The sequence below is a fragment of the Kitasatospora sp. NPDC001225 genome, from assembly GCF_053597855.1.
In genome coordinates this window covers 1-19,012 of the sequence record NZ_JBSFJC010000064.1, presented here as the reverse complement: position 1 = coordinate 19,012, position 19,012 = coordinate 1, and the positions used below count along the sequence as shown (strand labels likewise).

Below are 19,012 nucleotides of genomic sequence, written 5' to 3'. Positions count from 1 at the left end.
GGAGCCCGCTGCCCCACGCTCCTTTCCGCCCGATCCCACACCGGCCCGGGCCTTCGGGCCCGAACGCCGACCCGGCTGCTGAGCCAGCGGCGCTCGGCCCAGCGAGACAGGACATTCAGGGGTCCGGCCAAGGTGCCTGCGAAACCCACATTGAGATGATCTTGAAGCCTTGATCCGCCGGCCGGGTCCCCATGAGCGGATCAATATCATCTGGCGTTCTGCCATGTCCTGGCTTGGGGCGTTCCGGTCCCCGCCCGTCGCTCTTCCATGACGATGCCCACCGCGCGGGTGTGCTCCCGTGGTCGTGTTGGCATCGGAGTTGGGCGGTCAGTGGGACATGACGTTGATCGAGCGGACGGCGTATCCGCGGTTCAAGCGGCTGATCACCGCGCGTGAGCTGCACCTGTTCTTCTCGCCGAGCCGTGAGGAGGTCGCGTGGTGCCAGGAGCGCGCGGACAGCGAGGACCACCAGCTGTCGCTGCTGCTGCTCTTGAAGTCCTACCAGCGGATGGCGCGCTTCCCGAAGTGGGAGGAGGTACCGGACACGGTGGTCGACTTCGTCCGCAAGGCGGTGGAACTGCCGGAGGGCACCGCGCCGGGCCGGTACGCCTCGGTGCGGACGGCGGAGGCCCACCGCGGCCTGGTCCGGGCCCGGGTCGAGGGAATCCGGTTCGACGCGGGTGAGGCCCGGCAGGTGGCGCGCGAGGTGATCCGGGCCGAGGCCGGCTCGAAGAACAACCCGGCGGACCTGATCAACGTGGCGCTGGAGCAGCTGGTCCAGAAGGGCCTGGAGCTGCCGGCGTTCTCCACGCTGGACCGGATGGCGATGAGCATCCGCACGGAGGTGAACAGCGACATCTTCACCCGGGTCTACGAGCGGGTCGGCGAGGAGGAACGGGCCGGGTTGCTGCGGCTGCTGACCGTGGTGGGGCTGGACCGCAAGACGGTGTTCAACCAGCTCAAGCAGTCCGCCCAGCGGGCTACCTGGTCGAACATGAGGAAGCTGGCGGACCACCGCAAGTGGCTGGACGGCCTGGGCGAGACCGGGGTGTGGCTGGAGGGCCTGGCGGCGGGGAAGATCGCGGACTTCGCCGGGGAGGCGGAGGTGGCGGACGCGGGCGTGTTGCAGGACTATGCGGAGGTCAAGCGGGTCACGCTGATCGCGTGCCTGGTCCACAAGGCCCGGATGCGGGTGCGCGACGACCTGACCACGATGTTCGCCAAGCGGGTGGCGATCAAGGCGAAGCGGGCCCGCACCGAGCTGGAGGAGATCCGCAGCCGGCAGCAGGCGATCGTGGAGGGCCTGATCGGCAACTACCGCACGCTGCTGCGGCAGGTGGACACGGACGGGCCCGCGCAGAGGGCCCGGGCGAAGGCCGGCGCGCTGACCAAGGAGACCCTGGACGCGCTGGAGGGCCTGGACGAGGCGGCCGGGGCCTCGGAGGTGAACCGGCGCCTGAAGCGGCAGGTCGCGGCGGCGTTCCTGAAGCTGGCCGAGGGCCTGATGGTGCAGTCCAACGGCCTGTTCAGCGTGACCTCGGCGGTGGACGGCTTCGGCGGGTTCGACGCCCAGTACGCCCAGATCGAGAAGGTCTCCGCCCACCACGGCGACAACTGGGAGGTGCTGATGCACGGGCACCTGAAGGCCGACCGCTCGGTGATGCTGAACCTGCTGGAGAGCCTGGACCTGGTGGCCACCAGCGAGGACAGCCGTGTGCTGGACGCCTTCAGGCACCTGCTGCGGTTCCGCAACTCGCGCGACTACATCCCGGTGCGGGGTGTGGACGACAAGGGTCGCGACACCGGGGTGGTGGACATCCGCTTCGCCACCCAGAACTGGCAGAAGATCGTGCGGGACCGGACCCGCCCGAACTCGTACGTGCGCCGGCACTTCGAGGCGATGGTGCTCTTCAACCTCGCCGAGGAGCTGCGGTGCGGGGACATCGCGGTCCCCGGCTCGGAGGAGTACGCCGACTGGAGCCGGCAGCTGCTGGGATGGCGGGAGGTGGAGGAGCGGCTGCCGGCCTACCTGGTCGAGGTGGGCTTCCGCGAAGCAGGCGACGGGACGCCGTTCGACGCCGCCGCGTTCCGGGCCCAGCTGCAGGACCGGCTCACCGAGGCCGCGGCCGCTGCGGACTGCGGCTACCCGGAGAACGAGGGCCTGTTCATCGACCCGAAGACCGGGGTGCCCACGCTGGAGAAGTATCGGGCGGACGAGCGGCGCCCGAGCGCGGTGAAGCTGGAGCAGGCCATCAAGGCCCGCCTGCCCGAGCGGTCGCTACTCGGGGTGCTGGCGCGCACCGCGTACTGGATCGAGTGGTGGCGGCGCTTCGGGCCGGCCTCCGGCCACGACCCCAAGCTCAAGGACGCCTTCGGCCGGTACGTCATCACGACCTTCGTCAACGGCACCAACATGGGCCCCTACGAGGCGGCCCGGCACATCAGCGGGGTGAGCGGGCACGAGCTGTCGGCCACCGCGAACCGGCACTTCACCGTCGCCAAGCTGAACCAGGCGATCACGGACGTGGTCAACGCCCACGGCCAGCTGGACATGTCCCGGGCCTGGGGCGACGGCACGGCGGTGGCAGCCGACGGCACCCACATGGACACCTACCTGAACAACCTGGTCGCCGAGACCTCGATCCGCTACGGCCGGCCCGGCGGCATCGCCTACCACCACGTCGCCGACACCTACATCGCGCTGTTCACCCACTTCATCCCCTGCGGCGTGTGGGAGGCGGTGTACATCATCGAGGGGCTGCTGAAGAACGAGTCCGAGATCCAGCCGACCACGATCCACGCGGACACGCAGGGCCAGAGCTACCCGGTGTTCAGCCTGGCACACCTGCTGGGGTTCGAGCTGATGCCGAGGATCAGGAACTGGAAGGACCTGGTGTTCTTCCGGCCCACCCGGCAGACCTCCTACGTCCACATCGACGCGCTGTTCGGCGAGGCGGGGCGCAACGTCATCGACTGGGACCTCATCGAACACCACTTCAAGGACCTGATGCGGGTCGCGCTGTCGGTGCGCGAGGGCACCGTCTCCTCGGTGCTGCTGCTGCGGCGCCTGCGCTCCGGGTCGCGCAAGAACGCCCACTACGCGGCGTTCCGCGAGGTGGGCCGGGTGATCCGCACCATCCAGTTGCTGCGCTACCTGACCGATCCGCAGATGCGCCGGCGGGTGACGGCCGCGACCAACAAGGTCGAGGCGTACAACGGCTTCTCCGAGTGGGTGCGGTTCGGCAACCGGGGCGTCATCACCGACAACGACCCGGTCGAGCAGGAGAAGACGGTCAAGTTCAACGCCCTGCTCAGCAACTGCCTGATCTTCCACAACACCCTGGACATCGCCCAGGCGGTGCGCGAGCTGCAGGCCGAGGGCTGGAAGGTCGAGCCGGAGGACCTGGCGGAGGTCTCGCCCTATCTGACCGAGAAGATCATGCGGTTCGGCGAGTACTCCACCCACGAGCTCGACCTGGCGCCGGAGGCGTACGAGCAGCACCTGGACGTCGACTTCACCAAGTTCGACCCGCAGAACCACACCGAGGCTTCCTGACGGTCCGCCCCGCTGCCGGCCTCGGTCGGCCGACCGACGTCAGAGCCGCACAGTGTGATGCCGTGCCGGGTGTTTCGGGCAGGACGGCACCATTCGGGCTGGACCGGGCAGCTACCTGCGCTTCCTCAGCCACAGGACCACACCCACGATGACCGCGAGGGCGACGACGCCAAGGACGGGACCGCCGAGGGTGAGAAGGCGCTGAAGGGAGGTCGCGGCGAGGTATCCGGTGCCGGCTTCGGCGGCGGCCCACAGGCCGGCGGCGACGGCGCTGTAAGGGGCGATGCGCCGGTAGGGCAGCCGGGTGGCGCCGGCGAGGTGGGGGGTGAGGGTGCGGACCATCGGCAGGAAGCGGCCGAGGAAGACGGCGCGGCCCGCGTGGCGGGTCATAAGGGTTTCGGCGTGCTGCCAGGCGGCGGCGGGGATGCGGGCTCCGATGCGGCCGGTGCGCAGGCGCTCGCCCAGGAAATCTCCGGTGCGGTGGGCGAGGTAGTCGCCCACGACCGCCGCCCCGGCGGCGGCCGCGATGACGAGGGGAAGGCTGACGGTGCCGGCGCGGGCCATGGCGCCGACCGTCAGCAACAGGGCGAGGGTGGGGGTGAACGCGCCCAGCAGCAGGGCCGACTCGGCGCAGACGACCAGGGCGAGCACCGCGTACACGGCGATCGGAGGCAGGTGGGCGAGGGCGTCGGTAAGGAAGTTCATCGCCGGACACCGGCCCGTCGGCTGTCTCGTCTGAGGGAGACATTGTGCGTGCGCTCCCGGTCACCGGGGGTCTCGGGGCGCCGCAGTTCCCAGACGTGGGCCGGGGGCAGGTTGGCGAGGACCGTCCAGCGGCCGGCGGCGTAGCGGTGTTGGTAGGCGGTCATGATCTCGTCGACGGCGGCGTGGCGGCGCGTTTCGGCGCGGGAGGAGAACAGGGTGCGGGCCTTGCGGGTGCCGAGGTAGGCGAAGTAGGAGAGGGTGCCGCCGGGGTGCAGGAGGTCCATGTAGCGGGCCATGATCTTTTCGACCTGGTCGGGGGTGAAATTGGTGAGCGGCAGGCCGGAGACGATGACGTCGTAGCGGCGGTCGGTGTCCAGGTCCTCGACCAGGGCCTGGTGGACGGTGACCTGGGTGTGCCGGGCGGCCCGGGTGTCGACGAGGTGCCGGAGCCGGGGGGTGAAGCGGGGGTTGGCCTCGACGACGTCGAGGCGGCTGCCGCGGGGCAGCTGGGGCAGCAGGGCGCTGGTGACCGCGCCGGTGCCGGCACCGGCCTCCAGAACGGCCAGTGGGCGCGGGGCACGGACGCGGACGGGGTCGGTCAGGGTGCGGGCCAGGGCCTTGCCGCTGGGGGCGATGGCGCCGGTGGTGCGCAGGTCGCGCACGGCTTCCCGCAGGAACGCCCAGCCATCCGTACGGGTGCGTGTCGCGGCGGTGGCCCGGTTCGTGTCCTGCTTGTCGGTGTGGTTCATGGATTCCACGGTAGGAACCGGGAAGGGGCCACGGTTCGGCCGTTGTGCGACGCCTACCCCCTACGAAAGTAGGGGTGTGGCGGTAGCCGATCGTCGCGGGGTGCCCGCGGTGGCGGTGCCTACGATCGGCAGGGTGAGCACACGATCAAGACCCGGCTGGGCAGCCCTGACACGCGCGGTGTTCCTGGCGCTCCTGGTGACGGCCGCCACGGCCAACGCCTCGACCGTGGCCGGCGGCCGCTACACGGTCCCGGTGTTCGCCGTGGCGCTGGTGTGCGCGGTGGTCCTGACGGTGCCCGCGTTGCGGTGGCCCGCCGCGCCCGCTGTCGCCACCGCGGCCGTGGCCTGGTGGGGGTGGCCCCTCGCACCGCTGCTCGCGGTCGCCTCGTTCGATCTGGCGCTCGCCCGCCGCACGCGGGTCGCGCTGGTCTGCATCGCCGTCGCCCTGAGCGCCAACCTGCTCGGCGTCGAGGCCACGTCCGTGTGGAACGGGCGGCAGTGGGTGGCAGCGGTGACCGTCCTGCTGTTCGCGCTGGTCGTCGGCCTGTGGCAGGGCAACCGCCGACGCCTGCTCCAGACGCTCGCCGACCAGGTCGAGCACCTGCGCACCGAGGCCCGGCTGCGTGAGGAGGCCGCCCGCGCCGCGGAGCGGGCCCACATCGCCTCCGAGATGCACGACGTCCTCGCCCACCGCCTCAGCCTCATCGCCCTGCACACCGGCGTCCTCGTCACCCGCAGCCCCGACCTCCCCGCCCCGGTCGCCGAACGCCTCGCCCTGCTGCGCGGCGCCTCCACCGAGGCGCTGGCCGACCTGCGCGAGGTCCTCGGCGCTCTACGCGAGCCTGACACCGCAGGCGAGGGCGCCGCGCTCGAACCGGCGATACGGGAGGTTCACGATCTGGTCGAGCAGGCGCGCGCCGCCGGACAGGCCGTCGAGCTGACGGTCGACGGCCAACCGGAACAGGCCCCGACCACGCACCGCCTGGCCGTCTACCGCATCGTCCAGGAAGCGCTGACCAACGCCCGCAAGCACGCCGAAGGCGCCCGGGTCACCGTGCGCGTCGACTACCGGCCGCCCGCGACCCGCGTCGAGGTCACCAACAGCGCCGGCGTCCCCGGCGCGAACGCCTCCTCCGGCTCCGGCTACGGACTCGTCGGCCTGCGCGAGCGCGTCAGCGCCCTGGGCGGCGACATGGACACCGGACCCGCCGGAGCGGGCGCCTGGCACCTGGCGGCCCGCCTTCCCCACCCCACCACCCTCGACCAGAACGGCCCCCGCCCATGATCCGCGCGATGATCGTCGACGACGACGCCCTGGTCCGCCTCGGCCTGACCGACCTCCTCGACGGCGACCCCGGCATCGAGGTCGTCGCCCAGGCCGCCGACGGCCTCCAGGCCGTCGAACAGGCCACCGCCCACCGCATCGACGTCGCCCTCGTCGACGTCCGCATGCCCCGCATGGACGGCATCACCGCCACCGCCCGCCTGCGCGCCCTGCCCCACCCCCCGAAGGTGATCACCCTGACCACCTTCGACCTCGACGAGTACGTCTACAACGCGCTCGCCGCCGGCGCCGACGGCTTCCTCCTCAAGGACACCGACCCCGTCGAGATCCTGCGCGCCGTCCACCTCGTCGCCGCCGGCTCCGCCATGCTCCACCCCGCCGCCGCCCGCCGCGTCATCGACCGCTACCACGCCACCAACCGACCCGTCGCCGCCTCCGCCCAAGCCCGCATCGAACGCCTCACCCCCCGCGAACGCGACGTCCTCGCCCTCCTCGCCCAAGGCGAGACCAACGCCGACATCGCCACCCGTCTGGCCATGCGCGAAAGCACCGTCAAAGCCCACGTCAGCCGCATCCTGACCACCCTCGACGTCACCAACCGCGTCCAGGCCGCCCTCCTCGCCCGCGACGCCGGCCTCACCACCTGACCGCACAGCCACCGCTCCCAGCGGCAAAACACCGGGCGCCCGAACGAACACCGGCCCGGTCCGGAGCGACCGACCTGCCTGCCCCACGCAGTGTCGTGCTCAGCCCCCGCCGGCCTCTCACAAACGACCCTTTCCGGGAGCAAGATCGGAAACGGTCGCCAGGGGCGGCCGGGACGCCCGATCGGTTCTCAGAACTCGTTCTCACTCAAGTAACGGCGGACCCCTGTTCTGGGAATGGTTTGTGAGAGAATTTCGGGCGTGACGGACCCTCAGGACACCACCAACAGCGACGCCGACGACGTCGAGCGCCACGACTGCCCGCGCTGCGGTGTCCAGCCCGGCTCACCCTGCCGATCCCGCTCGGGCGCCGTCGCCGGGATCTACCACACCGGCCGGTTCAAGAAGGTGGCCCGGCTCGCCAAGCTGCTGCGGGTGCCGACCCCGGCCGACCGCGGCCCCGGCCAGCCCTGGCGGCCCGGTACCCCGCCGCCGTCCGCGCCCGAGACGGACACCCCCGGCGCGGACATCCGCATCGGGTACGCCCGGTGCAGCCACCTCACCCAGGAACTGCAGTCGCAGCTGGACGCGCTCAGCGCGCACGGCATCCCGCGCGACAAGATCTTCTCGGAGAAGATCAGCACCCGCATCCGGGTCCGCCCCCAGTTCGAGGCCGCCCTCACCCTCGCCCGCGAGATCAAGGCCCACGCCCCGCACTGCCGGGTGCTGTTCACCGTCTACGAGATGAAGCGCCTCGGCCGCGACGCCGCCGAGCTCACCGCGCTGGCCGACCACCTCACCGCCCACGGCCTGGTCCTGGAGATGCTCGCCGGCCCGCTGCCCGGCATCTACGACCCGTCCGGCCCCGGCCGGATGCTCTTCGGGTTCTTCGCCGCGATGGCTGAGACCGAGCGTGAGAGCATCCGCGAAGCCACCCTCGAAGGACTCGACGCCGCCGCCCGCAAGGGCAAGCACGGCGGCCGGCCGCCCGTCATCACCGACGACATGCTGCACACCGTGCTGCGGCGCCGGGCAGGCGGCGAGTCCGTCGAGCAGATCCGCCCCGACCTGATCATCCCCACCGGCAAGCGCAAGGGCCAGAACCCCGGCCTGGCCAGCATCTACCGGGCGCTCGCCGAGCACGAGAAGCGCCAGGCGTACCCCGAAGCCGTCGCCCAGGCCCAGGCCGACTTCGCCGCCCTCCAGACCAACTGACGGCAGATCGGCCTACAAGATCATCTCAATGTGGGTTTTGCAGGCACCTTGGCCGGACCCCATTCACACCGCTTCCCTCAACTACCCGACAACAGCTCGCTCGGCGTCGACTTCGCGATGCCCAGCTCCACCCGTGCAGCCGCCTGCGAACCGTGGCGCCCTACGAGGAACTGGGCCGCGATGCCGCGCTGCGTCCGTACGTCCGTCCTGACGGTCGAGCGCAGCAGCTCGGTGACGGTGGCGGCCGCCCGGACGCCGGCCGGCGCGTGGACGGCGCGGGCAGGGCCAGCGCGGCTCTGTGGAACCCGCGCAGTTCCGGTGGACAGCTGTACACCGGTGACACTGCTGCCCCATCAGTCTTTCGGAGTCACGGTAGCCGGGGCGACCCTACGGCCCGCAGAACAAGACCCACCAGCTGAATCACGGCTGAAAGGCCCACTGAGCGCCGGTTTTCGTTTCTACCGGTCTCGACCCGTTACCCCAGGAAGGGGTTGGGGCTGGCGGCGAGGCCGTCGGCGGTGAGGGTGTCGGTGAGGTGGCTGAGCTGGGGGTGGGTGGAGGCGACGGCGCGCAGGAGGTCGCGCACGCTGGGCGCGGGGTCGAGTCGGCGGCCGCGGCCGCTGGTGAGCAGTGGGCCGGCCTCGGGGCTGCTGTGGGGGGCGGTGGTGCGGCGGTGGGGAAGGTAGTCCTCGACGGCGAGGGCGACGGGCGGGGGGAGCTCCTGGAACTCGGTGCCGCCGCCCTTGAGGGTGACGAGGGCGGTGGTGCGGTGTTGCTCGCGCACGATGCCCTCGACGTCGAGTGCGACGGCCTGGTGGGCGCGCAGGCCGCGGCCGAGGACGAGGTAGCCGAGCGCGCGGGCGCGGTGGGGCATCAGGCCGCTGTAGCGGTCCAGGGCGGAGACGTAGAGGGTGGACTCGGCGCGGGTGAGGGCGGGGCGGCCGGGGAGGTCGGCGACGGAGGGGCGCAGGGTCTTGGGGGCGGGGTTGACGATGCCGGGGTCGAAGCGCTGGGCGTGCTGGTAGAAGCCGCGTACCGCGCTGACGAGGAAGGCGCGGGTACGGGCGTTGTCCGCGCCCGCGGTCCAGTTCTTGACGTCGCGGCCGCCGGCGGTCCAGACCCGGTCCCCGATGTACGCGATCCAGCGCATGACCTCGCGCGGGTAGTTCAGCCGGGCGCTGTCGCCGAGCGGGGTGGTCGTCAGCCAGTCGGCGAGCACCTGCTCGGGATCGGGGCGGAGGACTGGGAACTCTTCCTCGGAGGTGGGCTCGCCGGCTGGGATGTGCATGGGGCCCAGGGTGTCACAGGCCGGTCGGGGAGGTGTCGAGCCGGGTGTTCTCCCGCTCGCCGTACGCCTCCAGCACCGAGGCGTCCTCGATGTCCAGGTGCTCGGCCGGGTACGTTGCGACTTCGTCGGCACGTCGGCCGGGTCGTCCAGGAAGAACCGCTCCAGCTCCGCGCGCGGGTCGGTGCCCCTCGGAACGCCGTGTACCCCGCAGCCTGCTCATCCGTCAGAACTTGACCGGCACCCCGAACCGCGAGGCGGTTGAGCAACGAGACCGCCGAAGGTTCAGCCACCATGAAAGCGCAGGTCGACGGGCTCTGGAGAGTGTGGAGAGGGTTTAGCGCCAGTGTCGCTCCGATGTTCCTCGCCCCCGAGACAAGGCTGTCGGCGAGGCAGCGGACCCGTCGCCGTCAGGGGTCGTTCCCGGACTCTGGCCCAATTGGGGGCGGCCACGTCCTCGTCTTCCACTGACCCCTTCCCGGACTCCGCCAGGAGGAATCTCTCGGGCTCCTGATAGAACGACTCTCCATGGAGACGCGCCGCCCAGATTCCCTCAGAAATGACTTTCTATAACAGCCTTACCGTCACCAACTACCCTGGCCAGCCTTCCGAACCGCCGTTTCCACGCGTACGTGAGGGGCGCGCGCGGCGACGGCTGAGTGCATGGCTAAGGCCTAGGGCTGTTATAGGAAGTCACTCTGGAGTGGTGCGGCGGCCCTGTGCCCGCTGGAAAGCCGAACCGAAGGCGTTGGGCACGCGATGGTGGTCGGCCCCTTCGGTTTCCGACTGTCAGCAACGCAGGTGCAGTGCTCAGGGACAGGGCCGCCCGGTCGAAACCGCTCCACTCCAACGATGTGCCGCACCTTGACCGGGCGCACGATCACCGCGACCCGCTGCTCACCTGGCATGGTCCACCCGAAGCGCTCCAGGGCGAACTCGTCGATGCCCAGAACGCGCGGCACCGCGTGCGCCGGATCCGGCAGGGCACGTATCAGCCGCAGGAGCGTGGAGCGGCTAACCGGGACCGCGAAGGTCTCGGCCAGCCAGGGCCAGGGCGAGCTGCTGCAGTGCGGTCTGCAAACCCTGGCTCCGCCGTCCGTGACGGACGGTCAGCCCAGCCGCCTGCTCGACGAACGTGGCCCGGGGGCACGCTAGTGCCGCATCAGGCAACGTTCGCCCCGTCGAAGTGCCGCCCGGCTGCCGCGCCGGGCGGCACCGCGCCAGCGGTCTCACCGAAACCCTTGCCTGCAAACTCCGAAACCGCAGCCACCAGGTGAAGGTGGAGCACCTCCACCTGCCACGCGTGCTGAAGACCAGCGATCGGTGACCGGCTCTAGCTCTCAGCCTCGAACCAGGACCCGATGTTGTTCCACATGAAGGGGGCCTTCCACTCGGGCTCTCCCTTCATCCAGCCGAGCACGGCCGCGATGACCTTGTCACGTGAGACCGTCCGGGTCTGGTAGTGCTCGGCAGGGACGCCTTCCCGGTACTCCAGCTGGAACGTGTTGTCCTCACGCATCCGGACCTGGACATACCAGTCTCCCGACTCCTCATCCACGCGTTCGAGGATCAGAGCGCCGCCGCGCTGCAGATTGGCTACTGCCGCGCTCACGGTCGGCTTCGACGGTCGCTTGGCCAGCAAGCCCGCCCGATTCTTCATCACCAGCATGCCGGGATCCTGCCTCAACCGGCTGACATCCGTAGTCCGGGAGGGACAGTCAGAATGATCACGTGGCTGAACGCGTGCAGGTCCGTGAGATCGATGACGACGAGGGTAGACGGTTGCTGCGGATCGTCCGCCGGGGCACCGGGTCGGTGGTGACCTGGCGCCGGGCCCAGATGGTGCTGCTGTCCGCCCAGCGCATGCCCGTGGCGAAGATCGCCGACGTGTCGTTCACCAGCCCGGACCGGGTCCGGGATGTGATCCACAACTTCAACGCCGACGGCTTCGACTCGCTCTACCCGAAGTACCGGGGCGGACGGCCGAGGACGTTCACGCTGCCCGAGCGCCGGGAGATCAAGAAGATCGTCAAGTCCAAGCCGGCCGAGCACGGCCTGCCGTTCTCGACCTGGAGCCTGGCCAAGCTGGCCGACTTCCTGGTCGCCGAGGGGGTGGTCGACGACATCAGCCACGAGGGCCTTCGGGTCCTGCCCCGCGAGGAGGGCGTCCAGCGACGACGAGCACTGGCAGCGCGCCGAGACCCGCAACTTCGCCTCGCTGCTCACCGCGGCCGGCCGGGCCCACGCCGCCCGCAAGTCCATCGCCCAACCGCCGCCCCCACTGGCTGACCGACCCGACTCACCAGGGCCTGCCTTCCCACCGGGAAGGCGGGCCCTTTTGCATGCCCAAGGAACGAACGTGCCGAGGCGTCCGGGGCAAACAGAACCGCCCGGCCGCCCAGTAACTGAGCTGAACCCGGTGGTTGACGGTTGGCACCCTGCCCGACGAACAGCGCGTCCGCCCACTCACCGCACCAAGGGCCCGCCTCCGGAGAGGCGGGCCCTTCCGCCATGCCCCGATGAAGGAGACCCCTTGCCGACGCTGCACTATGCCCCCGCCGCCGCCCGCGTCCTACGCTGCCTGGAACGCCACCGCACGGACGCGGCGAAGCTGCGCCGGGTGCGCCGCGCTCTCGATCAGCTCGCCGCCGACCCCCGCCACCCCGGCCTGCGCACCCACCGCTACCACGCCCTGCCCGGCCACATCGGCCGCCGCGTCTTCGACTCCTACGTGGAGAACGGCGCCGGAGCCTGGCGGATCTACTGGGCCTGGGGCCCGGACGCGACCGGTCGCCCCGAGGACGAGGGCCAGGGTGACGCGGTGCTCACCGTGCTGCTGATCGGCCCGCACCGCTGACGTCTTGCTACCCGGCCCGCGACCGGATCGTTGACCTGGGCATGGGTGCCTTGAACGACCGGACCGACGCGCTGACCGACGTCGTGTGCGGGCTGGCCGAGCGGGTGGCGGCGCACGGCTGGTCGCCGTCGGCGGCCACCGACACCCTCGGCGGCGTCGACGCGCTGCTCGACCTCCTCGACCTCCTCGGCCCCGAGGCTGCGGCCGTGCTGGAGCCAGCGCTCGCGGCCTCGGCCCAGGGGACGATTCATGGGGACCGCGGCGCCCTTCCACCGGCCATCGAGCTTGCCGGGCCGCTGCCGGTTCCGTCCGCGGCGTCGTCCGTTTAGGTCCGGGGTGCTCCTCCAGGCGGCGGTGTAGGCGGCCAGGGCTGCGCGTTGATGGCGGCCGTCGGGCGTGTGAGCAGGCGGATGCGGCAGTGGGCGAGGTGGGCGCTGTCGCGGAGGGTGTGGGGGAGGACGATGGCGTTGCCGCGGTCGACGGCGGTCACCAGGCGCCGCAGGGCGTGGTCCGCGGCCAAGGACGGCCCGCGGTCCCGCGCCCGCCCCCGCGCCGCGCAGCGTACGGGCTGGGCGGCGCGGCACCGCGGGTCGTCTCAGCGGACGGTCTCCGCGACCTGGTGTGCCCGACGGATCTGGTTGCCCAGCTGGGCTGCGGTGGCCGCAGCCTCGGCAATACGCTGGCCGGCCTCGGGCGCATCGGAGTCGGTGGTCATCCGGGGCAGAGCGCCGGCCTGCTGGAGGAGGATCCGTGACACGTCGTCCGTCAGGGCCTGGATCCATTCGAGCGTCTTCGCCAGATCCCGCGGCCGGTCCCACTCCGCCTTGCCATCGGCGAGGTCCTGGGCCACCGTGCGCACGGACTTGGCGGCGTCCTGGACCTGGTACGTCGGATCGTACGTTCCCACCCTGTTTCCCCTCACTCAAGGTCGTCGCACCCCAGCGTGCCGCACCGGGCGGCGACGCGGGTGTGAAATCACTGTTTCGCCGCAGCCTCCAGCGGCGAACTCAGAGGGTGTTCTGTGAGGCTTCGCCGGAGTTCAGGTCTGGGTGGCCGGTGTCGGGTTGGTGAGGACGAACACGCCGGGCTCGGGTTCGGTGAGAATGCCGCGGCTGACCAGGCGTTTCAGCTTGGCGCGGGTGCCTTCGATATGCCGTGACTCGGGGGGCGAGGCCGATCGCCTGGCAGACGTCTTTGGCCTGGAGCCCTTCCTCCGACGCCTCGATGACCTCCAGGATCGCGCGATATCCGGGCGGCAGCGACTCCGGCGGCTCCGTGCCGGTCTCGGCCGCCAGTTCCAGGACGGTCTCCCGGGTGATCTCAAGACGCTTCAAGGTGTCTTCGGCGGCCGCGAGTTGCTCGGTGAGACGAGCGATCCGCTCACGCAGTTGTTCGACTGTCTCGCGGACGAGCCGCTGCCGGGACTCGATTTTGTCCAGGAGTTCCCTCATCGATGCTCCTGCCGGTCACAGGTGGCGGATGCCACGGTGGCGGATCACGCCAGGTCAAGGTGGCGGCACGGGTGAGCCGCCGGAGCATCACGTCGGTCATGGACCAGTGGATCGCCGCCACCGAGCTGGCCGGCTTCGCCTCGTAGTCACGTGCGAGCCTGCGATGGAGCATGAGAGTGCCCAGGGTCTGCTCGACCACCCACCGTCTCGGCTCGGGTGTGAACCCGCGTGCGCGTGGATCACGCCGGACGATCTCCACATCGATGCCAAGGGCGGCGCCGTGCTCGACCACGGCGTTCTTGAACCCGGCGTCCGCCCATGCCCTGGTCACGGTCGGCGCGCTCCGGGCGACCTTGTCCAGCAGCGCGATGCCGATCGCGTTGTCGTGGACGCTCGCCGCGACCACGACGGCGGCGATGACCAGGCCGAGTACATCGGTGGCGATGCCCCGTTTGCGCCCCGGGCTCTTCTTGCCGGGATCCAGTCCGGTCGTCTCCTTCGGCGCGTTCGTCGAGGCCCGCACGGTCTGGGAGTCCAGGACGACCGCGGTGGGGTCCTCGTGTCGCCTGCGGCTTTCGCGGACCTGCCAGCGCAGCAGGTCGTGGATGGTCTCGGCGGTCCCGTCGTCACGCCATGTACCGAAGTAGTAGTACACCGCGCTCTTGGGTGGCAGGTCGTGGGGCAGATAGCGCCACTGGCATCCGGTGCGGGCCTGGTAGAGGATCGCGTTAACGATCTCCCGCATCTCGTACCGGCCCGCATGGCCGCTGACCGAGGGATGCCTCGCCTTCCAAGCGGTGAGGACCGGCCGGATCAGCTCCCAGGCTTCATCCGACAGGTCGCTCGGGTACGCAGGGCGCTCACCCACATCCGTCAGCACACCGCGCCGACGGCCCGCCGTGAAGTACCGGAACCGGACAACTTGCCTTCAAAGAACTACGAGAACCGCCCAAGACTCGCAGAACACCCTCTCAAGCGCGGGTGCTGGCTGTTGTCCGGCCTCCCGGGTACTCAGGAAGCCCTCTGGGACGTCCTGCTGGTGCTGCGCCGTACGGTGGCCGGTGACCCGGGCACGGACGCGGTGCGCGAGCTCCTGGAGGACCTGGGCACCCACCTGTTCACCCCGGCGCGCACGGTTCAGCCTCGTAGTCCCGTAGGGACGGCGGCGGGACGTTGGCGGGGCGGACAGGCCAGAAGCCCGTCCGCCCCAAGCCCTTCAGGGCTATGGCCTTTCCGTGGGCCGCCCTGTTATTCAGAGGTCGTAGTCGTCGCGCGCGTTGCTGACCTTGCTGGCCAGCAGGGCGCGGCGCTCCTGGTCCTCGCGGATGATCCGGCCGATCTGGACATCGGTGACACCCAGGGCCTTGCCGGCGCGCGTCTTGCCACCTCGCTCGGGGCCCGCGAGTTCGGTGACCAGGCGCGCGTAGGCGCGCTGCTGCAGCGCGTCCTGGCGCGCGAGCGAGCGGCGCTGGCGCTTGATCTGGGCGGCGGCCAGGTCCCGGACGTCGTGAGGGCCCAGCATGAAGTCCGCCGGCAGCCCTTCCAGCACCTGGCCGGCGCGGGTCAGGCCCAAGGCGCGGATCCCGTTCAGGACCAGTCGCAGGTAGCGCACGGTGGCGACCGGGGCGTCCTACCAGTGACGCTGACCACTTTCGGCAGGGTCCGCGAGGCACCGTCCGGGGTGGGCCTGCTCTATCCCGCCCCATGCCCGCTCCGGCCCTGCGCCGAGGGTGGCCGGCCCGCTCTCCGCTCCCGCACCGGACGGTAGGTCACCGCACTGCTCCGGCCCCGGCGTCTACAGCGCAGTCCACCCGCAGGCCCGCCCGCTGCCGCCGAGCGGGTGCCAGATGGGTGCGGACGGGCCGCGGTCTCCTCGGCGCCGACCCCGGGGCGGTGGCGTTCGACGAACGCCCGCAGCCGGTGCCGCTCCTCACCGGTGCCGGCGGTGTACGCGAGCTCGGCGGCGGGCCTGTACACCCCGCCGCCCCCGACCGGCAGCTCCGGGGCGGGCAGGAGGTCGAGCGGGCCCGCAGGCCTCACCGCGCCGGCGGGCGTCGGCAACGAAGGCGGTGTGGATCCGCCCGACGTCGAGCAGGACACCGCGCAGGTAGTCGACGGCCCGGGCCCCGCCCCGGCCTTCGGCCCGGTCCCGGGCGCCGCCTCCGCGGGTACCTCCGCCGGCACCTCAGCGCCCCCGACGCCGGATCAGCCCGTTTCCGCAGGCCAGCAGCCCAGGACAAGGGGCCGAAGCCGTGGCGACAACCCTCTTCCTGCCGCTGCTGGGGTGCGGTGGAAGGCGGACTCGACGGAACCGGTGCGGCGTGGGGTCTTGGTGTCGCTCGGCCTGTTCCAGCGCGCCACCGCTCGTGAGCTCTGGCATCTGGTCTCGCCGGAACGACAAGGCCACCCGTGACGCCCTGGTCGACCTGGCCCTTGGTGGTCAGCGCCAGGGGGGTGTGGGTGTGCCGTCGGGGTCCAGTCCGTGGGGCCAGCGGTCCGGTGCCGAGGTGGAGAGCGCGGTGCCCGTGTCGGCGGCCTCGCGGTAGAGGCGCTCGGCGCCCTCCAGGTCACCGGCTTGCTCCCGGCTTTCCGCGAGTTTGACCAGGGTGTCAGGGCTACCAGCGTCAGCGGCCTGCCGGGCAAAGTCCTCGGCGCCTTCCCCGTCTCCGACGAATTCCCGTATCAGTGCCAGGCGGGCCAGGGCTCGAGTGCTGCCGGCGTCGGCGGCCTGCTGGTAGAGGTGGTTAGCACTCTCCAGGTCCCTGGCGCGGTCCCGCATCCTGGCTACGTCGAAGAGTCCAGTGCGCTCGTGGACAGCGGCCTCGCGGTAGAGGCGTTCCGCGTCCTCCAGGTCACCGGCTTTCTCCCGTTGTCCTGCCAGGAAGGACAGGACGAAAGGGTGACCAGCGTTCGCAGTCTGCCGGGCGAGGCGTTCGGCGTTCGCTCCGTCCCCGGTAAGCTGCCGAGTCCGCACCAACTCGAAGAGACAGAACACGTACGCCTCATTGGCGTTGACTGCCCGCCAGGCGTGTGCTTCGGCGCCTTCCTGGTCCCCGGCCAGTTCCCGTTCCTCTGATACGAACGACAGACCTTCGGGGTAGCCGGCCTCGGCGGCCACCCTGTAGATCGCCTCCGCCGCGCCCGTCAGCTCCCCGTGGTCGTTCTGGAGTCGTGCCAAGCCGAGCAGGGCAGCGATGTCGCCGTTGTCGACGGCCCGCCGATAGAGGGCTTCGACGCCCTTCCAGTCTCCAAACCGCTCCCGTTCCTTCGCGAGGTGGACCAGGGCCCTGAAGTGCCCGGCATCGGCGGCTTGCCGAATCAGGGCTTCGGCCGTCTCCGTGAGCCGGACGGGGTTCTGCATCGCCGCCATGTCGATCAGGGCATCGGGGTCGCCGGTCGCGGCCGCCCCCCCCGGTAGAGCGCCTCAGAGCCTTCCTGGTCCCCGGCCTTCAGCCGGAGCCGCGCAAGGTCGGTGAGGGCCCTGGGGCGGCCGGAGTCGGCGGCCTGGCGGTAGAGCGCCTCGGCGCCCTCCCGGTCCCCGTGCAGCTCCCGGTCTCTTGCCAGTTCGAATGCGGCGTCGGGGTGGCCGGCGTCGGCGGCCGCCTGATAGAAGGTCTTGACGTCTCTTGGGCCCAGGGAGCGCTGCTTCGCCAATCTGACCAGGAGCTCTGGGTCGCCGACCTCGGCGACTCGGCGTCGCAGGTGGTGGGCCCAGCGGTAGCGGTACCGGTTAAGGGCCGCCTCGGCGAGTGCGTTGAGGTCGTCGGGGCTCGTGAGGTGGGTGTGGGCGGCGTGCCAGAAGGACGCGGGCGGGCAGATCCGGCCGCGGGTGACGCGGCCGTGGTGTTCGAGGTAGTCGGCCAGCCGGAACACCAGCCCCTCGTCCGGGCGAGGTGTTGGAGTGGGCGCCGGAGCGACTGGTGGCCGGGACCCGGCGCGGGCGTTGACGCGGCGCAGGGGGGCTTGCTTGCCGTGGACGGGGCGGGCGAGATCGGCGAACGCGGCCTCGGCCCAGTTGTCCGCGCGCTGGCCCCAGTCGTGGTCGGCGAGGTAGTCGACGGCGGCGTCGGCGAGAAACGCCCTGGGCAGGTGGAGACCGACACCAAGGCGGCGAGCGTCCATGGCGGCCTCCAGCAGAGCCCGGGAAGCTGGACCGGCCTGCTCGTAACGGTGCAGCAGCTCCGGCGCGCCGGCGAGGTCCTGGGCCAGGCGCCCGGTGTCCAGGGCTCGGGTGAGGGCGTCGGCCAGCAGCCGGTCGCCGCCGCGGGCGAGGACCCGGACAGCGTCCAGCGCGTGCCGGTCGAAGGCCTCGGGAACGGTGAGAAGACGCCCGGCCAGGAGCCCCGGACCCGGCTGTGAAGATCCGAGCCGCCCGGCTGTGGAAGGTCCGTGTACCGCCCGGCGTACTCGGGCCACAGCGTGCCCAGGACCAGAACCGGGCCCCGGCCAGGATCGGTCAGCAGACCGTGGAGCACGGCCGCAATGCGTTCGCCGTGTCGCGCGTCGCCGAGGTAGTGCTGCGCCTCGTTCAGCCAGACAACCGTGCGCGGCCCGATCCGGTCGAGGTCGGCGAGAGCGGCCTCGGCGCGGGTGGGATCGAAGGGGTGCCACAGCGTCCATCCCTGGCCGGCGAGCGGCTGGATGGCCTCCCAGCACGCCCGGGTCTTGCCGGTGGACGACGAGCCGACCAGGACCGCCATCCTGCTGTGGCCTTCGGTGGCGTCGCGTACGGCGTTGTCGAGTTCCCGGTCGTGGGCTCGGCGGACGTAGCCCGGCATGACGCGGACCTGCCGCCTGTCCAGCCGGCCCTGCTCGATTCGGCCGGTGCCGGCCGGGTGGACCTCCAGGTCGTGCGGGTCCCACTGTCCGATCGGCTTCCCGAGGTGCCGCCCACCACCGGTGCTGTTGCCGCCTTGGACGGGATTGGGGTGGATGTGCACGACCCCGCCCTGAATCACGTTCCCGTGAACGACACTGCCGCTGATCTGATTGCGGACACGGGTTTCACCAGCCTCCCCGGAAGGACCGCCAGAGCGGGGCGAGGGGGTACCGGGATCGTTGGAAGCCCCTGCTGGACGAGGCGGTTGCAACTCCCGGTCGGGCAGTTCCCACCAGTTCTGCGGCCGACGCCTGGGCTTGTCCGCCTGGCTGCCGTTCTCCTCGCGCGTCATTGATGACGCTCTCTGAATTTCCCCAGTCTGTGCTCTGAGGTTGGCCAAACCTGCTCAGTTGATCTCCCCACCCTTCGGGTGATGTTGTCCGGCG

At 71.1% G+C, this 19,012-nt stretch carries 19 protein-coding genes and 3 pseudogenes; 10 read left to right on the top strand and 12 right to left on the bottom strand.

Annotation, left to right across the window (positions count from 1 at the left end; genetic code table 11):
* Positions 1–337 precede the first annotated feature (337 nt).
* Positions 338–3,556: a Tn3 family transposase gene (locus tag ACWDCZ_RS22225; RefSeq protein ID WP_449816756.1), complete on the top strand. Its 3,219-nt coding sequence runs from the start codon at positions 338–340 to the stop codon at positions 3,554–3,556.
* A 111-nt stretch (positions 3,557–3,667) separates the two neighbouring features.
* Here ACWDCZ_RS22225 and ACWDCZ_RS22220 read toward each other — a convergent pair whose 3' ends face one another.
* Both ACWDCZ_RS22220 and ACWDCZ_RS22215 read right to left on the bottom strand, forming a co-directional pair.
* Positions 3,668–4,261 (bottom strand): DedA family protein, encoded by a 594-nt coding sequence (locus tag ACWDCZ_RS22220; RefSeq protein WP_449780097.1) that lies wholly within the window; start codon positions 4,259–4,261, stop codon positions 3,668–3,670.
* Positions 4,258–5,010 carry a class I SAM-dependent methyltransferase gene (locus ACWDCZ_RS22215; protein ID WP_449816755.1) on the bottom strand — a complete coding sequence of 251 codons (753 nt, stop codon included), beginning with the start codon at positions 5,008–5,010 and terminating at the stop codon, positions 4,258–4,260. Before ACWDCZ_RS22215 ends, ACWDCZ_RS22220 begins: the two co-directional genes overlap by 4 nt.
* A gap of 133 nt (positions 5,011–5,143) precedes the next feature.
* Between ACWDCZ_RS22215 and ACWDCZ_RS22210 the strand changes: the two genes are divergently transcribed.
* The 3 genes from ACWDCZ_RS22210 (at position 5,144) to ACWDCZ_RS22200 (ending at position 8,154) form a co-directional block, all read left to right on the top strand.
* The gene (locus ACWDCZ_RS22210; protein WP_449780098.1) at positions 5,144–6,295 is read left to right on the top strand and encodes a sensor histidine kinase; all 1,152 of its coding nucleotides are present in this window, start codon (positions 5,144–5,146) and stop codon (positions 6,293–6,295) included.
* The gene (locus ACWDCZ_RS22205) at positions 6,292–6,942 is read left to right on the top strand and encodes a response regulator (RefSeq protein ID WP_449780099.1); all 651 of its coding nucleotides are present in this window, start codon (positions 6,292–6,294) and stop codon (positions 6,940–6,942) included. Before ACWDCZ_RS22210 ends, ACWDCZ_RS22205 begins: the two co-directional genes overlap by 4 nt.
* Positions 6,943–7,200: 258 nt before the next feature.
* Positions 7,201–8,154, top strand: coding sequence for a recombinase family protein (locus ACWDCZ_RS22200; RefSeq protein ID WP_449780100.1), 954 nt, complete (start codon positions 7,201–7,203; stop codon positions 8,152–8,154).
* A 475-nt stretch (positions 8,155–8,629) separates the two neighbouring features.
* On the opposite strand, the gene ACWDCZ_RS22195 is transcribed toward ACWDCZ_RS22200, so the two are convergent.
* Both ACWDCZ_RS22195 and ACWDCZ_RS22190 read right to left on the bottom strand, forming a co-directional pair.
* Positions 8,630–9,442 (bottom strand): hypothetical protein, encoded by an 813-nt coding sequence (locus ACWDCZ_RS22195; protein ID WP_449816754.1) that lies wholly within the window; start codon positions 9,440–9,442, stop codon positions 8,630–8,632.
* A 34-nt stretch (positions 9,443–9,476) separates the two neighbouring features.
* Positions 9,477–9,735, bottom strand: a pseudogene (locus tag ACWDCZ_RS22190) (hypothetical protein); the annotation flags it as partial.
* An 839-nt stretch (positions 9,736–10,574) separates the two neighbouring features.
* Between ACWDCZ_RS22190 and ACWDCZ_RS22185 the strand changes: the two are divergent.
* On the top strand, positions 10,575–10,766 hold the full coding sequence (locus ACWDCZ_RS22185) for a RapZ C-terminal domain-containing protein (RefSeq protein WP_380665711.1): 192 nt from the start codon (positions 10,575–10,577) through the stop codon (positions 10,764–10,766).
* A 6-nt stretch (positions 10,767–10,772) separates the two neighbouring features.
* Here the strand turns inward: ACWDCZ_RS22185 and ACWDCZ_RS22180 are convergent, their stop codons facing one another.
* A complete protein-coding gene (locus ACWDCZ_RS22180; protein ID WP_449816753.1) occupies positions 10,773–11,108 on the bottom strand; it encodes a hypothetical protein in 336 nt (111 codons plus the stop codon).
* 62 nt (positions 11,109–11,170) lie between these two features.
* Here ACWDCZ_RS22180 and ACWDCZ_RS22175 point away from each other — a divergent pair.
* The 3 genes and pseudogenes from ACWDCZ_RS22175 to ACWDCZ_RS22165 form a co-directional block, all read left to right on the top strand.
* A pseudogene (locus tag ACWDCZ_RS22175) lies at positions 11,171–11,644 on the top strand (helix-turn-helix domain-containing protein); the annotation flags it as partial.
* Between the two features lie 328 nt (positions 11,645–11,972).
* Positions 11,973–12,296: a hypothetical protein gene (locus tag ACWDCZ_RS22170; RefSeq protein WP_449816752.1), complete on the top strand. Its 324-nt coding sequence runs from the start codon at positions 11,973–11,975 to the stop codon at positions 12,294–12,296.
* Between the two features lie 41 nt (positions 12,297–12,337).
* Positions 12,338–12,625 carry a hypothetical protein gene (locus ACWDCZ_RS22165; RefSeq protein WP_449816751.1) on the top strand — a complete coding sequence of 96 codons (288 nt, stop codon included), beginning with the start codon at positions 12,338–12,340 and terminating at the stop codon, positions 12,623–12,625.
* Here the strand turns inward: ACWDCZ_RS22165 and ACWDCZ_RS22160 are convergent.
* From ACWDCZ_RS22160 to ACWDCZ_RS22130, 7 genes and pseudogenes are all read right to left on the bottom strand, one after another.
* The gene (locus tag ACWDCZ_RS22160; protein ID WP_449816750.1) at positions 12,622–12,816 is read right to left on the bottom strand and encodes a hypothetical protein; all 195 of its coding nucleotides are present in this window, start codon (positions 12,814–12,816) and stop codon (positions 12,622–12,624) included. The two genes, ACWDCZ_RS22165 and ACWDCZ_RS22160, sit on opposite strands and share 4 nt — an antisense overlap.
* Before the next feature lie 75 nt (positions 12,817–12,891).
* Positions 12,892–13,203 carry a hypothetical protein gene (locus tag ACWDCZ_RS22155; protein WP_380662434.1) on the bottom strand — a complete coding sequence of 104 codons (312 nt, stop codon included), beginning with the start codon at positions 13,201–13,203 and terminating at the stop codon, positions 12,892–12,894.
* 100 nt (positions 13,204–13,303) lie between these two features.
* A complete protein-coding gene (locus ACWDCZ_RS22150; RefSeq protein ID WP_449816749.1) occupies positions 13,304–13,747 on the bottom strand; it encodes a hypothetical protein in 444 nt (147 codons plus the stop codon).
* Between the two features lie 46 nt (positions 13,748–13,793).
* Positions 13,794–14,615: pseudogene (locus ACWDCZ_RS22145) on the bottom strand (IS5 family transposase); the annotation flags it as partial.
* A 384-nt stretch (positions 14,616–14,999) separates the two neighbouring features.
* Complete coding sequence (locus ACWDCZ_RS22140) at positions 15,000–15,359, bottom strand: hypothetical protein (protein ID WP_380662435.1); 360 nt, start codon at positions 15,357–15,359, stop codon at positions 15,000–15,002.
* An 828-nt stretch (positions 15,360–16,187) separates the two neighbouring features.
* The gene (locus ACWDCZ_RS22135) at positions 16,188–17,117 is read right to left on the bottom strand and encodes a tetratricopeptide repeat protein (protein ID WP_449816748.1); all 930 of its coding nucleotides are present in this window, start codon (positions 17,115–17,117) and stop codon (positions 16,188–16,190) included.
* A 5-nt stretch (positions 17,118–17,122) separates the two neighbouring features.
* Entirely contained in the window at positions 17,123–17,869 is a 747-nt protein-coding gene (locus ACWDCZ_RS22130; RefSeq protein ID WP_449816747.1) for a hypothetical protein, read from the bottom strand.
* 48 nt (positions 17,870–17,917) lie between these two features.
* On the opposite strand from ACWDCZ_RS22130, the gene ACWDCZ_RS22125 reads away from it, so the two are divergent.
* Together ACWDCZ_RS22125 and ACWDCZ_RS22120 are read left to right on the top strand one after the other, a co-directional pair.
* Positions 17,918–18,106 carry a hypothetical protein gene (locus ACWDCZ_RS22125; RefSeq protein WP_449816746.1) on the top strand — a complete coding sequence of 63 codons (189 nt, stop codon included), beginning with the start codon at positions 17,918–17,920 and terminating at the stop codon, positions 18,104–18,106.
* A complete protein-coding gene (locus ACWDCZ_RS22120; protein WP_449816745.1) occupies positions 18,103–18,921 on the top strand; it encodes a hypothetical protein in 819 nt (272 codons plus the stop codon). The genes ACWDCZ_RS22125 and ACWDCZ_RS22120 overlap by 4 nt, the downstream gene beginning before the upstream one ends.
* Positions 18,922–19,012 lie beyond the last annotated feature (91 nt).